Below are 15,112 nucleotides of genomic sequence, written 5' to 3'. Positions count from 1 at the left end.
ACGGCGCAGAGGGGGCGACAGGGCGGATACTTTGGCCCATAGCCTGGACAACTTTGCGCCGGAAGCGTGGGCGAGAGCCCGCACGGGAGGTAACGGATGTCCGTAACTGAGGCGCAGCGGCCTGAGGTCGCAACCGGCATGTCAGCCGGCGCTGGTGCGCTGTTGAGCGTCGACGGCCTGAAGCTGGATTTGCGCGATGAAAGCGGCTGGGTCCGCGTGCTTGACGACGTGTCCTTTCAGATACGCCCGCGCGAAACGCTGGGTGTCGTCGGTGAAAGTGGCTGCGGCAAGTCGATGACCGCGCTGTCGATCATGCAGCTTTTGCCGCCGCGCTATGCGCGCACCGAAGGGCGCATCCAGTTCGGCGACCGCGACCTGCTGACCCTGTCGCGCCGCCAGATGAGCCGCATCCGGGGTCGCAACATCTCGATGATCTTTCAGGAACCGATGAGCGCGCTGGACCCGGTGTTCACCGTCGGCGCGCAGATCGTCGAAACCGTGCTCTGCCATTTCAAGGTCTCGCGCCGCGAGGCTGAAGAGCGTGCAATCGATGCGCTCGACAGTGTCGGCATCGCCGCCCCGCGCGAAATCGCGCAGCTTTACCCGATGAGCCTGTCGGGCGGCATGCGCCAGCGGGTGATGATCGCCATGGCGCTGGTGTGCGAGCCTGAACTGCTGATCGCCGATGAGCCGACCACCGCGCTGGATGTGACCATTCAGGCGCAGATCATGGATCTGCTGCTCAAGCTGTCCCAGCAAAAGGGCACGGCGATCATGTTCATCACGCATAATCTGGCGCTGGTGTCGCAAAACTGCGACCGGATGATCACCATGTACGGCGGTCAGGTGATCGAGGGCGGGCCTGTTGCCGATGTCCTCGCCACGCCGCGCCATCCCTATACCACCGGCCTGCTGCATTCGGTGCCCGAAGCCGGCCGCGCGCGCGGCACGCTGAACGCTATTCCGGGCCGCGTGCCCTCGCTGCGCGCCATGCCGCCGGGCTGCCGGTTCGAGCCGCGCTGCCCGCATGCAGCGCCTGTCTGCCGCCAGCCGGTCGGTATCGAGCAAACCGGCGACCGCCAGATCCGCTGCCATCGCTGGCAAGAGCTGACCCAGCAGCAGGCTGTCTCGCAATGACCACGCAAGCCTCCAACGCCGTCGACGTTCAGAACATGACCGTCACCTTTGGCCGCAGCCGCACGTTGGTGCGGGCCGTGGACGGGGTGTCGTTCACCGTCGCGCCCGGTGAGATCTTTGGCATCATTGGCGAATCCGGTTCGGGCAAGTCGACCTTGGGCCGGGCTGCTGTCGGCATGATCACGCCTTCGGGCGGTGAGGTGCGCCACGGTGACGTTGATCCCTTTGCGCTGAACCGCAAAGCGCTGAACGTCCACCGGCGCAAGTATCAGATCATCGCGCAGGATCCCAACGCGGCCTTCAACCCGCGTATGACGATCCTCGAAAGCGTCATGGAGCCGATGTACATCGCGGGCATCGGCAACCGGGCTGAGCGGCGTGCGCGGGCGCTGGAGATGCTCGACACCGTCGCGCTGTCGCCCGAACTGAGCAACCGTTACCCGCATGAGCTGTCCGGCGGCCAGAAGCAGCGCGCCAATATCGCGCGGGCGCTGGTGCTGGACCCTGAAGTGCTAGTCTGCGACGAGGTGGTCGCGGCGCTGGATGTGTCGATTCAGGCGGACATGCTGAACCTGTTTTGGAAACTCCAGCAGGACTTCAACCTGACCTATCTGTTCATCAGCCACGATCTGAATGTCGTCAGTCACATCAGCGACCGCGTTGCGGTGATGTATTTCGGCAAGATCATGGAAATCGGCCCGGCCGAGGCGGTGATGAACCGCCCGCTGCATCCATATTCCGAGGCGCTGCGCTCGGCCGAGCCTGAGATCATCGCCGATCAGGCCAAAGCCCGCGAGCGGATCATCCTGCAAGGCGAGATCCCCAGCGCGCTCAACCCGCCCTCGGGGTGCCGGTTCCATACCCGCTGCCCGCGCGCGGCGGACCGGTGTTCGACCGATGAACCCGTCCAGCGCGAACTGGTGCCGGGCCGGTTCGTCGCCTGCCATTTTGCCGAAGAGATGCTGGCACGTTTCGCGGAGGGAGGTGCAGCAATGCGCCGCGAGACCGTCAGCTGAAGTCAACACGTCGCGGCGCGTCATGGCCGCAAACAGGGAGAGAGAACCATGCATAAAGTGATCTTCGATACCAGCCTTCGCCCGACCCGCCGGTCCATCCTGATGGGGGCCGCTGCCGCTGCCGGGGCAGGAATGATGCTGCCGGGCGGTGCCTTCGCGCAAGAGGCGACGCCGCAACGCGGTGGTACGCTGCGGGTTTCGATGCCGTATAACCCGGCCTCGCTGGACCCGATCACCGGCCGCAATCTGCCGGATTTCAACACGCTCTACGCGCTCTATGACGCGCTGATCGGCTTTGACGACGAGACGCTCGAATTGCAGCCGATGCTGGCGAAAAGCTGGGATTGGGCGGATCCGAGCACGCTGGTTCTGGACCTGCAGGACGGTGTGATGTTCCATGACGATACGCCCTTCAACGCCGAGGCGGTCGTGTTCAACCTGCGTCGCGGGCTGGACTATGCACGCTCGAACGTGAAATCCGACCTCGCCGGCGTTCAGGAGATCGAGGCAACCGGCCCGCTTCAGGTCACGATCCGTCTTGAAGCCCCCAACGCCGCGCTGCCCGCCATCCTGTCGAACCGCGCGGGCTGCATGGTGTCGCCTGCATCCGTGCAGGCAGCCGAGGACGGCAATATCGACCGGGCGCCGGTCGGTGCCGGACCGTTCCGCTTCATCGAATGGCGCGACAATGACCTGATCCGTCTTGAGCGCAACGAGAGCTATTGGCAGGGACCGGAACTGCCGTATCTCGACGGGCTTGAGCTGCGCATCATCAACGAGCTGAACACGGCGGCGCGTACCGTCACCTCGGGTCAGGCCGATGTGGCGCTGCAACTGGCAGCCCAGCAGATCATGGTCGCGCGCCGCAGCGACAACATCATCGCCACGGCGACGACGTCGATGACCTATTACACCGCCTTCTTCAACTATGCCCGGGGCCCTCTGGCGGATCTGAAAGTCCGTCAGGCGATGAACTACGCGCTGAACCGTGCTGATCTGCAGCAGGTGCTGCTGATGGGTCTGGGTGAGGCGACCTGCTCGGTCTTCCCGCGCGAGTTCTGGGCATCGGGCCCCGACGCCGCCGATTACTACCCCTACGACCCCGAACGCGCGCGCGCCTTGTTGGCCGAAGCGGGGTATCCCGACGGCGTCGAAATCGCCACGCTGTCCTGGCCCGACCAGGCGGCGATGCAACGCACCGAGATCATCGGCAACCAGCTCGCTCAGGTCGGAATCCGGCTGAACGTCACGCCGGTGCAGCCCGCACAGGCGATTCAGGTCTTCATGATCGACCAGCAGGGCGACATGCTGCTCTCGCCGACCGGCGGCAACCCGGATCCGTCCCTTGCCTTCGACCGGCAATTCTCGGCCACCGCGTTGCGCAACGCGGGCAAGATCGAGCTTGACGGTTACCGCGAGCTGCTTGAAGCGACGATGTCGACCTATGACTTCGACGAGCGCCAGCAGAAGCTGTTCGAACTCGAAATGTTCGTCGTCGAAAATGCCCTGCATCTGCCGCAGTACATGTCGGCGGGGATGTCGATCCAGACTCCGCAGGTGAAGGACTTCACCTTCGGCATTCTGGCGGCACCGCGCTTCCACACTGTCTGGCTCGATCAGGCCTGAGCACGGCAGTAGGGGAGGGACGCCATGCACGGCGTAGGCAAAATGGTACTGCGGCGGCTGGCTCAGCTGATCCCGGTGATGATCATCGCGACCTTCGTGGTGTTCGCGCTGGTGTTTCTGATGCCGGGCGATCCCGCAGTCACGCTGGCTGGCGAGTTCGCAACCGAGGCGCGGATCAACGAGATCCGCGCGCTCTACGGCTTCGATCAGCCGTTCTGGGTGCAATACGGGCACTGGTTGTGGAACGCGCTGCACTTCGATTTAGGCCGTTCGCTGTTCTCGAATGAAGAGGTCAGCCGCCTGATCAGCATGCGCCTTCCCCATACGCTGCTCTTGGTTTTCTACGCGCTGTTTCTGGGTGCGATTACCGGGATCCCCTTGGGGATTCTGGCCGCGACCCGGCAGGGCACGCGGCTGGACAAGGCGATTACCAGCCTCGCGTCGCTGGGCGTCGCGGTGCCGAACTTCTGGCTCGGTATCATCCTTGTTTCCGCTCTGGCCCTTGACTGGAGACTGTTCCCGGCAACCGGGGCGGTTTCGATCTTTGAAGACCCGCTGGGCGCGATCTATTACGCCACGCTTCCGGCACTGGCGTTGTCGACCAACGTCACGGCGGTGCTGACGCGGCAAGTGCGCTCGGCCCTGCTCGAGGTGCTCAGCTCGCAGTTCATCCGCACGCTGCGTGCCAAGGGGCTCAGACCGGCGGCGGTGCTCTGGCGGCATGGTTTGCGCAACGTGGCAGCGACGATGCTGACCATCGCGGGCTTGCAGTTCAACCTGCTGTTCTCGTCGGCGGTGATCGTCGAGTCGGTGTTTGCCGTGCCCGGTGTCGGCTCGCTGATCAGCTATTCCGCCCTGAACAAGGACTTCCCCGTCGTGCAGGGCGTGGCGCTGGTGTTGGTGGTGCTGGTGATCTTCGTCAACCTGCTGGTGGATGTTCTCAATTCGATCCTCGATCCCAGAGTGGCGGCTTCGACATGACAGATGCAACGGTAACGACCCCCGTACCGGCAGGCCCGGCGCGGTTCTCGGTCTGGCGCTGGATGCGCAGCGATATGCGCGCGGCGCTTGCATTGACCTATCTCATCATTCTGGTGTTGGGGGCTGTGCTGGCGCCGTTTCTGGCGCCGTATTCGCCGACCGACCAGAACATCATGAACATGCTCGCCGATCCGTCGGGTGAGCATTGGCTGGGCACCGACGATCTGGGTCGCGATACGCTGTCGCGGCTGATGTATGGCGCGGGCAATGCGCTCTATGCCAGCGGGCTGGCGGTGGGCATCGCCGTGTTGATCGGCGTGCCGGTCGGTGTGTTCATCGGCTTTGTCGGCGGCTGGATCGATGAGGCGGTCAGCCGTGTGATCGACGCCATTCTGGCCTTTCCGCCGATCGTGCTGGCCGTTGCGATCACCGGCGCGCTGGGGATCGGGCTGACCAACGCCATGCTCGCCGTCGGCTTCGCCTTTGCTCCGTATCTGGCGCGCACGATGCGGGCACAGACGCTGGTGGTGAAAAGCGCGCTCTATGTCGATGCGGCGGTGGGTTTCGGGGCCTCGCGGTTCCACCTGATCCGCAAGCACATCCTGCCCAACGCGATCCAGCCGGTTATCGTCGAGGTGACGCTGCTACTGGCCGTGGCACTGCTGGCCGAGGCGGGGCTGAGCTTCCTGTCATTGGGCGTTCAGGCACCCGAGGCCAGCTGGGGCGGCATGCTGGCGCGGGCCTATTCTTATATCGAAATCGCCCCGACCCAGATGTACGCGCCGGGCTTTGCCATCCTCTTCACCGCGCTGGCCTTCAACGCATTGGGCGAGTCGATCCGCGTCTTGCTGGACCCGACGGTCAAGAAGATCTGATCACGCGCCCCGGCACCGGCCCCCGGCAGCACCCGCGAACGCGGCGTGCCGGGGGCTGACGTGGTGCTTATGCGTTCCAGTCCGGCGACAGGCCCGGCGGACTGACGATCCGGCCATCGCGACGCGAGAGGCTGGCAATCGTCGCCATGTCAGCGTCGCTGAGGGCGAAATCGAAGATGTCGATATTCTCGGGCACCCGCGCGGGCGTCGCGGTCTTCGACAGCACAATGAACCCTTGTTGCACCATCCAGCGCAAACCGACCTGCGCCGCCGTCTTGCCAAAGCGCGCCCCGATCTCGCCCAGCACAGACTCGTGCGGCACCGCGCCATTGGCCATGGCGTAATAGCCGGTCAGGCTGGTGCCGGTTTGTTGCGCCAGTGTCACCATGGCGGATTGATCGAGGTAGGGATGCATCTCGATCTGGTTGGTGATGATCGGTGCCGCGCTCAACGCAACCGCGTCGCGCAGTTGCGCACGGTTGTAGTTGCTCACGCCGATAAAGCGCGTCTTGCCCGCGGCCTGCGCCGCGTTCAGCCAGTCGATCTGTTGCGCCACCGGCACCGCGTCGCCGGGCCAATGGGCAAGCAGCAGATCCACCTGCGCGACGCCCAGCTTCTCCAGACTTTCATCAACCGAGGCCAGAAACCTGTCGTCGCTATAGTTCGAGACCCAGACCTTGGTGGTCAGAAACAGCGTGTCGCGCTGCGCCCCGGCGGCGGCAAGCGCCCGGCCAAGGCCAGCCTCGTTTTCATAGATCTGCGCGGTGTCGAAATGCCGGAAACCGGCCTCCAATGCGGCAGGGATGACGGCTTCGACCTCGGCTTCGGACATGCGAAACACGCCAAACCCCAGTGCGGGGATCTTTGCGCCATGGGCGGTGACAGACTGCATCGTGTTCTCCGGTATGGTGGTCCCCCCTCTATACGCCGAAGTTATGCCTTTGATAATCGCACGCATGGCAGGGCGGGATCAGCCGATCTTCAGCGCGGCGATGCGCCCGCCTTCCAATGCGAAGGTAAAGGTCAGGACCGCCGGGCTGCCGGGAAAATCACCGGTGACCCGCGCCTGCACCACCGCTTCGCCGTCAGCCTCGCGCAGCGAGAGGGGCTCGGCATGGTGGCGGTACTTGGCCTTTGACGCCAGCCACCAGCGGCGGATTTCCTCAGGCCCGCGGTGTTGGTTGCCCTCGTCATGGACGACAGCTCCGTCGGTAAAAGCTGCGGCAAAGGCAACGCCATCCTGCGGCGGTTGGGCGGTGAAATAGGTCTGGATCGAAGCGGGAAGCTGCATGGGTCTGTCCTTTCTGTGCTGTGGGAAAGATAGGGCTCGACGGTCGGCCCGATAATCGGGATAAATCGGCATCAGGTGGTGACGGGATCGGGATAATGGCCGAGACGGGGCTGAAAGGGTTTGAGGCGGTGCTGAGCATCGCGCGGCACGGATCTTTTCGCGCGGCGGCGCTGGAGCTGGGCTTGTCGACCACGGCCCTGTCGCACACGATCGGGCGGCTGGAGGCCAGTCTGGGCGTGCGTTTGTTCAACCGGACCACCCGCAGCGTGTCGCTCAGCGGGGCCGGTCGGGCGTTTGTCGAACGGATCACCCCGGCGCTGGCCGAGATCCACGCGGCCATGGACACCGCCCGTTCACAGCGCGACATCCCAGCGGGGATGTTGCGCATCAATGCGTCGGTTCAGGCGGGTCGCGAGATCGCACCAACGGTCCTGGCCTTCTTGCGGCAGTATCCGCGGATGCAGGTCGATCTGGTGACCGAAGGGCGGCTGGTCGACATCGTGGCCGAGGGGTTCGATCTGGGCATCCGCCCCGCCGATCTGGTGCCGCGCGACATGATCGCGCTGCCGTTGCCAACCCCGCAGCGGTTTGCGGTGGTGGTGTCGCCGCACTGGCTGTTGACCCACCCCACGCCGACCAATCCGGCCGAGCTGCCGCTTGGCGAATGCCTGCGCGTGCGGTTGCCGAACGGCGCAGTCTTGCGCTGGCCATTTGAGAAAGACGGCGAGCACGCGCAGATCGACGCCAAGGGCCGGCTGACCGTGGACGAGGCCGCCATCGCCCGTGCAGCCGTTCTTGACGGGTCGGGCATCGGCTTTTTCATCGAGCAGGATGTCGCTGCGGATATCGCCTCTGGTCGGCTGATCCGTCTGCTCGAAGACTGGACGCCACCGCGCCCGGCTTTCAGCCTGTATTACCCCGGTCGTCGCCACCCGTCGGCAGGCTTTGCGGCGTTCCTTGCGATGGTGCGGGGGCTTGGCAGCAAACAGCCACCGCTCGGGTAAGCGGTGGCTGTTCAATCCGTTCGTCGCGCCACCGCAGCAGAGCGGGACGTGCGCCGCCCCTACGAGCGTGTCGGCAGCGAGAAGCGGTACGTGACCCCAAGGCCGATCGAGTAATTCTCAAACGTGTTGGTATGCGATCCGACATACTGACCCAGCGACACCGCCGCGCCCAACTGGCTGTACAGCGACAGGCGCTCGTTGAGATGGTAGCTCACGCCAACGGCGGGATAGAGCAACGCGCCGACCTCGTGCGCGGCATCGACGCCAACATCATTCAACCCATACATCAGCTGCGCGTAGGCCTGAAGCCGACCATTCGCATAGGCGTTGCTCTGCCAGCCGACGCCCACAAAGCCCTCGGCGTAACCGGCATAGCCCCGGAATGCCGTCGTCGCGGCCGCAATCTGTCCGGCGATGTACCAGTGATCGTTGAGCGCATAGTCAGCCTGCACGGCGATCATGCTGATGCCATCGCTCTCGCGGCCATTGTAGGTGATGCTCGACGTCGTGCGACCAAAGACGTTCAGGCGAATGCCGCGCAGGCTGTAGTCCAGCCCGTTGGGCGCGCTGCGCGCTTGGCTCTCCGAATGCGACAGGTGATAGTTCAGGCCCAGACCCAGCGTCCAGTTGCGCGAGGTTCCCATCGGTGCATAGAGGTACCCGGCAGAGACCGTCGCACCGACGCCGTTGCCCCACAGGTATTCGAGCATGGCCTTGGGGTAGATGATGAAGCCGGGGCCGGTATCGACGGTATCGGTCACCCAGCCGCTGCTGCCCAGACCGATCTGGCCATAGAGATTGACGTTCGGCGACAGCGCCACCCGCGTGCCGATGCCGCCATGGGCCTGATTGTACCAATGCAGGCCGGTGACGCCGATATCGACGGCAAAGAACGAATAAAGGTTCGGGCTGTGGAAGTGGGTGAACTGGGTCGAGGCAACGCCGATATCCCCGGTATAGCTGCCCGTCGGGTTGATCTGCGCGAAGTTGTTGAACTGAAGCGAGAGGATGTTCTCATGCGCGGGTGCGTCGAAATCCGCCGAGCTGACCACCGATCCCGCGTCCCCGTAAGAGCCGACCGAGAACGAGAACGGGCGTTGCACGAAGAAATTGATCGTCGAGTCGTTGATCGGCGAGCCGGCGATGGCGACCCGCGCATAGTTCACGCCGAAGCTGAGGTTGCGATAGGTGTAGCCCAGGCCAACATAGGCCCGGCTGTAAAGCCCGTCGCCCGACAGGCTCTGGATCCCGGCCACGCTGGCGCCGCCCGCCGCCGCGCCAACCGAAATACCGGCGTTGGCGAACCAGTTTCCGGCAATCTGGCGCTGGATGTGAAGGGTCGCATCCGCCCCGAAGAAGCCGCCGTAATCGCCGCGCGCGAGGGGCGCAAAAGCCCCGACGCCGTAATACAGCCAGTCATTCGCGCGCTGCATGTAGTGCACGCCAAACAGATCGAACGCGCCGCCGTTCGACAGTGTGATCGTGCTGTAATCCAGCATGATCATCCCCGAAACGTCCCGCATCGCCGGGCGTCCGGCAGAGGTGTCTGTATAACCCGTCTGCGCCAAGGCGGGCAGGGCTGTGGCAGCCATCCCGGCCATCGCCGCGCCCAGAACCGCTGCTCGAGCTGTCACGGGACGCAGGGGCGTTGTGGTTTCTTTTCTGCTGCGTGCGGCAAAACTGCCCACGAGTCGAGATAAAGCACTCATTGAAAACGTTCCCGGAGTTCCGTTGCAGTCCAAGACAGGTTCAGCCCAAACCTGTTGGGGCAAACGCTACTATGACGGGAACGTGATTCCTTGGGCTTTTTTGGCTTGGGACGAGAGAAGTCCTGCACTGCGGCAAACTTGCACACCATATGGTCCCGATCGCGTCCGCAGCCACCATAGTTGCGGTGATCCCGGTCGTGCGCAGCCCGTGTCCTGGGTGATCAATCCGTCAGCAGCGCTTGTTGCACCGCGTCATCCCATCCCAGATACCACACGCCATCCGCCTCGATGACCGGACGCGTCATCAGCTTGGGCTGGGCGGCAATCTGGGCCTCGGCCTCGGAGTTCTTCAGCCATGCGCTGAGCCCGCGGTAGTCGCTGGATTTGCGATCAACCAGCCGGTCGCCAAACTCGGCAATCAAGGCGGCCAGTTCCGTTTCGGTCAAAGGCTCTGCCCGGATATCGCGGAAATCGACCGTTTTACCCGTCGACTCCAGCGCTTTGCGGGCATTTTGGCATGTGGCGCAGGTGTTCAGTCCATAGATCATCATGCCGTGCTCTCCCGTGGTGCTCTCTGGCATCACGGGTGTACCGGACCCGATGCGCCGACGCAAATCCTGCGCATCGCCGGTTCAGTCGCGCCAGAACGGCTTGGTGGCCTCGATATAGGCGTCGTCGCGGGAAAGCCCGATATCCTTCAACAGATGCGGCTCAAGGCGATGAAGCGCTTTGCGCGTGCGCCGGTGGCGGTCCCATTTGGTCATCACAACAGCCAGGACGATCAGCGCGCGTGCTGCCGAGGGCAGGCCGGCCTGATTGTTCAGGAGCGCAAGTTGAGCGGCGTGAAGTGAACGTGACATGGGGTCATCCCTTGCGTATTGTGTTGACACAATCTTCGAAATCAGTACGATCATTTGATACAAAAGAAGCGGGGCGGGCGCTACAAAATGATTGTACCTGACACAATTTGGCAGCCCGAGGGGCCGATCACCGGAAAAGCCAAGTACAAAGCGCTGGCGCAGGCGCTGCGTGAAGGCATCGCATCGGGGCAGCTGACACCGGGGATGAAGCTGCCGCCGGTGCGTGACCTTGCCTACCGGGTGCAGGTCACGCCGGGCACCGTCGCGCGGGCGTATACGCTGCTCACCGAAGAGGGGCGGCTTCAGGCGGAGGTCGGGCGCGGCACCTTTGTTGCGGCGGGACGCGCGGTTAAAAGCGAGGGCGTCACCGCTTTGGTCAATCTGCCCGTCGATACGGTGGTGGATTTCCGCAGCAGCCGGGTGCCGGATGTAGGGCAGGGGCGGATCATCGACGCGGCGCTGATCAAGCTCGCGGAAAGCCATCGGCGGCGCCACATCAACTACCCGACCGCCGAAACCGATCTTGAGGCCCGCACCGCCGTGACCGCGTGGGTCGATCAGCAACGCCTGGGAGGTGCCGGGCCAGAGGATATCGTCCTGGGCAACGGCGCGCAGAATTGTTGCCTGCTGACGCTTCAGGCGGAACTCAGCGGTCACAACCCGATCATCATGACCGAGGAGCTGGGCTATCCCGGCACCCGCCACGCCGCGCGCCTGCTCCGCGCGCAGACTGTCGGGCTGCCGATGGATGACGAGGGTATTCTGCCCGAAGCCTTCAAGCAGGCCTGCCGCACGCATGGCGGCCGTATCCTGCTGACGGCGGCTGAAGTGCACAGCCCCACCACCATCCGCACCAGCCTGCGGCGCAAACAGGAGATCGCCGAGATTGCCCGGCAACTGGATGTCACCATCATCGAGGATGATTGCCACACCACCGCCCCCAGTGACATTCCCAGCTATCGGTCGATGTTGCCGGAACAAAGCTATTTCGTGTCGTCGCTGACCAAATCTGTCAGCGGAGCCTTGCGGTTTGGCTATGCCATCGCCCCGGTCGGACGGGAAAAGGACTTGCGGCAAGTCGCGCAAAGCTCGTTCTACGGGGTGGCGCAGCCCATACTGGATCTGTGCCACGCGCTGATTACCAGCGGCGCGGCGCAGGGCATCCGGGACCGGGTGATCGAGGCGACGGCAAAGCGCACCCGTTTGGCGGTCAATGCGCTGGGGGCCTGGGATCTGCGGTGGCGCGAGGATGCGCCCTTTGTCTATCTCAATATGCCGCAGGGATGGCGCGCCTCGCGGTTCGCCATGGCCTGCGAGAAGCGCGACATCCTGATCAAGCCCGCCGATGAATTCGCCCTGCCCAATTGCAGCGCGCCGAATGCCGTGCGTCTGTCGGTCAATACCTGCGCCTCTGACGAGCTCTTTCTCAAGGCGCTGGATGACATGAACGCGTTGCTGGCCAATCCCAGTTCGCCGGTCGATGGGTGAGGGGCGCGCCTGACCCGGCTCTGGACTACATCCCCGACAGCGAATTGATCAGCGTGGCCACCGACCGGTCCGCCGAGGCATCCGGCACGAACAGATCGCGCGCCAGTGCCGAGCCGGGCGAGACAGTGTAGCGATCGAAGTCGGTGACACCCTCGGCGCGCAGAACCTCTTCATCGATAAAGAACATCCCCGTCGATGCGCGCGCGTCCCGCGTCAGGATCGCATGCGCCGCGTCCGCCATGATTTGCGGCGTCCGGCTGACCGAGGCCAGCGCCGCACCGCCCAGCAGGTTGCGCACGGCGGCGGTGTCGATGGCTGTCATCGGCCAGAGCGCGTTGACCGCGATCCCTGCGGGTGCGAGTTCCGCGCTCAGCCCCAGCACGCATAGCGACATGCCGAATTTCGACAGCGTATAGGCCGGGTGATCCTTGAACCACTTGCCCTGCAGGTCCAGCGGCGGCGAGAGCACCAGAATATGCGGGTTGGCCGATTTCCTCAGATGCGGCAGACACAGCTTGGACACCATGAACGTCGCCCGCGTGTTGACCTGCTGCATCAGGTCGAACCGCTTCATGCTGATATCCTGCGTGCCCGACAGGTTGATCGCGCTGGCGTTGTTGACGCAAATGTCGATGCCACCGAACCGCTCGACCGTTTGCTGCACCGCCTGCGCGACCATCGCCTCGTCGCGGACATCGCACACAAGCGGCAGCGCCTTGCCGCCCGCTTCCTCGATAGCCTCGGCCGCGTCATAGATCGTGCCGGGCAGGGTGGGCTGCGCTGTCACCGTCTTGGCGGCGATGGCAACATTGGCCCCATCGCGCGCGGCAGCCAGCGCAATCGCAAGCCCGATCCCGCGCGACCCGCCGGTGATGAAGAGCGTCTTGTCAGCCAGTGATCGGTCCTGCGTCATAGCGGTCTCCAGTTTTCTTTTCGTGGGGCGTCGGGCACAGGCCGGTCGGGGTTGGCCCGCGCCCGTGGATCAGGCGGTAATCGGCGTGGTGACGGCTCCCAGCCCTTGAACCTCGACCCGCACCACGTCGCCGGGTTTGAGGTAGCGTTGCGGTTTCATCCCCATGCCGACCCCGGCAGGCGTGCCGGTGATGATCAGATCGCCCGGGTTCAGCGTCATCTGGCGCGAGACACAGGCGATGATCTCGGGCACGGTAAAGATGAAATCGGCGGTGTTTCCGTCTTGCACCCGTTCCCCGTTCACGTCGCAGGTCACCTGCCAGCCCTCGGCAGGGTTGCCTGCCTCGTCCGCGCTGACGATAGCACCCACCGGGCCTGAGCGGTCGATATTCTTGCCCAGCGTCCATTGCGCGGTTTCCAGCTGCAAGGCGCGGTTGCTCAGATCGTTGAACGTGCAATAGCCAAACACGGACTCCAGCGCCGAGGCGGCATCGGCGGCCCTCGTCTTTTGCCCGATCACCACGCCCATCTCCGCCTCCCAGTCATAGGCTTGGCCGGACACCGGCGACGGCTCGCCATCCGCGATCAGGGTCTCGGTCCAGCGGCTGAAGACGACGGGTGTGGTCGGGATCGCCATGCCCGCTTCCTCGGCATGCGCGCGGTAGTTCAGACCGATGCAGATCACCTTGCCGGTGCGCGGGATTGCCGGGCAGAGGGTGGCGGCGGACAGTGGGACAGGCGCTGCGCTTTCGGTGGCCTTGGCAGGGTCGTCCCAAAAGTCTGCGATCGGTCCCAGTGGCACGATCATGTCACCCTCGATACGGCCGATCTGGACGCCTGTGTCTGTCTTGAATCCGGTGATCTTCATACTGTGTTCCTTTCGTCAGCGGTCAATTCAGACCTTCATGCGATCCGTCGTTAATCTGCAGGTTCTGACCGGAAAGGAAAGATGGCTGAACGCAACATGCTGTTGCGCCGACGTCGGAAAACGGACGGCGCGGCGTTGGCGATGACAAGGCCCGTCCTTGCGGCTGTCACGTCACGACTGCTGACCTGTCGGCAGTTTGGCACTGCACCTGTGCTGCTGGATGGATGGGGGGGAGATCCCTTCGATCCCTTGGCGCTGAACCCATTATTCGGCTTGCGACCTCCATGCCGGCGTTATTCACGCTCCCGAACTGATGGGGGCATGATGAGCTATCTCTTTCCGGCTGAGCGACGAGCAGAGGGCCGGCTGCGGCCGCTCTTTCAAAAGAGCCACAGTAAGCCGTGGGTGGATGATCGATGTGAGCAGGCGAAGGTCATGCGTTCGATTAAGCCTGCGCAAGTATTTCAAGGTTCACCGCACGGCTTTGAGCCCGCGGTTGAAAAAGCGAGGCGTGGCAGCCTGATCGGGCGGCCGTTACCGACGCGAACGGCCGCCCGATCATGGTCGGCAAGCTCAAGGACTGGCACCCCGTTGCTACAGGTGCCCGAGGTCTTTCTGTCCGCCGTCGCCCTCGCGGCAGCTGTCATGTTCTGGCTTTGAAAGTTAACGAGTTTGGCGGCTAAGGGGACTTCATGCTCAGCAGCCCATGGAGGCCCTGCGCCAATGCCGCGGTAATCAGCCGGTCTGAGAAGCCTGGCACGCTCGGCGTCGGGGCATAGGATCCTGAAAAGACCCGCGCACCGTCGCGGACCTTGAGCAAGGCGTCGCGCAGGCTTCGCGCCATCGCCTCCGGTAGATCTTGTGTCGTGGCGTATCGGTCAGCGATGAAACGCGGCTCGCGACGCATTATGGCAAGGGTCGGCTGTTTCTCGTTGGCGACGCGGCCCATATCCGTGCACCCATGGGGGGCAGGGACTGAATGTCGGCCTGCAGGATGCAATGAATCTGGGCTGGAAGCTGGCGGCCGTGATCCGAGAGAAAGCACCCGCAAGCCTGCTGGACACCTATGAAAACGAGCGCCGCCCGATTGGCGAACGTCTGTTCGTCAACACGCTCGCCCAGGTCGCTCTGGTATCGCGGCTGGACACGCGCGAATACTCCTGCTGTGCCGGTATGGATGCTGCACTCATCAGGCCCGTTGGCTATATTGCCTCGGTGGGTCGGAGGGCGCAGCCATGATGCTCGATCTTAGCGAATATCCATTGGTGAGGGTCCTGGAACGCAACACGACCACGCGTCAGATCGAACGTCTTCTCGATCGTGAAGAGCGCTTCGTCATCATGAT

The 15,112-nt window shown here is 63.9% G+C and carries 14 protein-coding genes and 1 pseudogene; 8 read left to right on the top strand and 7 right to left on the bottom strand.

Going from position 1 to position 15,112, the window contains the following annotated elements:
- Window positions 1-96 precede the first annotated feature (96 nt).
- The 5 genes from EAE28_RS00865 to EAE28_RS00845 are packed head-to-tail and all read left to right on the top strand — an operon-like array spanning window position 97 to window position 5,635.
- On the top strand, window positions 97-1,137 hold the full coding sequence (locus EAE28_RS00865; RefSeq protein ID WP_220443868.1) for an ABC transporter ATP-binding protein: 1,041 nt from the start codon (window positions 97-99) through the stop codon (window positions 1,135-1,137).
- Window positions 1,134-2,153 (top strand): ABC transporter ATP-binding protein, encoded by a 1,020-nt coding sequence (locus EAE28_RS00860; RefSeq protein ID WP_127103930.1) that lies wholly within the window; start codon window positions 1,134-1,136, stop codon window positions 2,151-2,153. Before EAE28_RS00865 ends, EAE28_RS00860 begins: the two co-directional genes overlap by 4 nt.
- 48 nt (window positions 2,154-2,201) lie before the next feature.
- Window positions 2,202-3,779 carry an ABC transporter substrate-binding protein gene (locus EAE28_RS00855; protein ID WP_127103929.1) on the top strand — a complete coding sequence of 526 codons (1,578 nt, stop codon included), beginning with the start codon at window positions 2,202-2,204 and terminating at the stop codon, window positions 3,777-3,779.
- A 24-nt stretch (window positions 3,780-3,803) separates the two neighbouring features.
- Window positions 3,804-4,760 (top strand): ABC transporter permease, encoded by a 957-nt coding sequence (locus tag EAE28_RS00850; protein WP_127103928.1) that lies wholly within the window; start codon window positions 3,804-3,806, stop codon window positions 4,758-4,760.
- Entirely contained in the window at window positions 4,757-5,635 is an 879-nt protein-coding gene (locus EAE28_RS00845) for an ABC transporter permease (RefSeq protein ID WP_127103927.1), read from the top strand. Before EAE28_RS00850 ends, EAE28_RS00845 begins: the two co-directional genes overlap by 4 nt.
- Window positions 5,636-5,702: 67 nt before the next feature.
- Here EAE28_RS00845 and EAE28_RS00840 read toward each other — a convergent pair whose 3' ends face one another.
- Window positions 5,703-6,527, bottom strand: coding sequence for an aldo/keto reductase (locus EAE28_RS00840; RefSeq protein ID WP_127103926.1), 825 nt, complete (start codon window positions 6,525-6,527; stop codon window positions 5,703-5,705).
- Window positions 6,528-6,605: 78 nt separating this feature from the next.
- Window positions 6,606-6,926: a nuclear transport factor 2 family protein gene (locus EAE28_RS00835; protein WP_127103925.1), complete on the bottom strand. Its 321-nt coding sequence runs from the start codon at window positions 6,924-6,926 to the stop codon at window positions 6,606-6,608.
- A 95-nt stretch (window positions 6,927-7,021) separates the two neighbouring features.
- On the opposite strand from EAE28_RS00835, the gene EAE28_RS00830 reads away from it, so the two are divergent.
- Window positions 7,022-7,930: a LysR substrate-binding domain-containing protein gene (locus tag EAE28_RS00830; protein ID WP_127103924.1), complete on the top strand. Its 909-nt coding sequence runs from the start codon at window positions 7,022-7,024 to the stop codon at window positions 7,928-7,930.
- A 59-nt stretch (window positions 7,931-7,989) separates the two neighbouring features.
- Here EAE28_RS00830 and EAE28_RS00825 read toward each other — a convergent pair whose 3' ends face one another.
- From EAE28_RS00825 to EAE28_RS00815, 3 genes are all read right to left on the bottom strand, one after another.
- A complete protein-coding gene (locus tag EAE28_RS00825; RefSeq protein ID WP_164736507.1) occupies window positions 7,990-9,522 on the bottom strand; it encodes a hypothetical protein in 1,533 nt (510 codons plus the stop codon).
- Window positions 9,523-9,860: 338 nt separating this feature from the next.
- Entirely contained in the window at window positions 9,861-10,190 is a 330-nt protein-coding gene (locus tag EAE28_RS00820; protein WP_127103922.1) for an arsenate reductase family protein, read from the bottom strand.
- An 81-nt stretch (window positions 10,191-10,271) separates the two neighbouring features.
- The gene (locus EAE28_RS00815; protein ID WP_127103921.1) at window positions 10,272-10,499 is read right to left on the bottom strand and encodes a DUF1127 domain-containing protein; all 228 of its coding nucleotides are present in this window, start codon (window positions 10,497-10,499) and stop codon (window positions 10,272-10,274) included.
- An 87-nt stretch (window positions 10,500-10,586) separates the two neighbouring features.
- Between EAE28_RS00815 and EAE28_RS00810 the strand changes: the two genes are divergently transcribed.
- Complete coding sequence (locus EAE28_RS00810; RefSeq protein WP_127103920.1) at window positions 10,587-11,987, top strand: aminotransferase-like domain-containing protein; 1,401 nt, start codon at window positions 10,587-10,589, stop codon at window positions 11,985-11,987.
- Window positions 11,988-12,012: 25 nt separating this feature from the next.
- On the opposite strand, the gene EAE28_RS00805 is transcribed toward EAE28_RS00810, so the two are convergent.
- Both EAE28_RS00805 and EAE28_RS00800 read right to left on the bottom strand, forming a co-directional pair.
- A complete protein-coding gene (locus EAE28_RS00805) occupies window positions 12,013-12,900 on the bottom strand; it encodes an SDR family oxidoreductase (protein ID WP_127103919.1) in 888 nt (295 codons plus the stop codon).
- A gap of 69 nt (window positions 12,901-12,969) precedes the next feature.
- Window positions 12,970-13,767, bottom strand: a complete 798-nt coding sequence (locus EAE28_RS00800) for a fumarylacetoacetate hydrolase family protein (RefSeq protein WP_127103918.1) — start codon at window positions 13,765-13,767, stop codon at window positions 12,970-12,972.
- 859 nt (window positions 13,768-14,626) lie between these two features.
- On the opposite strand from EAE28_RS00800, the pseudogene EAE28_RS24415 reads away from it, so the two are divergent.
- A pseudogene (locus EAE28_RS24415) lies at window positions 14,627-15,006 on the top strand (FAD-dependent monooxygenase).
- Window positions 15,007-15,112: the final 106 nt, after the last annotated feature.

Origin of the sequence: Pararhodobacter zhoushanensis, assembly GCF_003990445.1 — a bacterium.
Classification (GTDB): domain Bacteria; phylum Pseudomonadota; class Alphaproteobacteria; order Rhodobacterales; family Rhodobacteraceae; genus Pararhodobacter; species Pararhodobacter zhoushanensis.
This window is presented reverse-complemented; position numbering and strand designations above follow the sequence as displayed.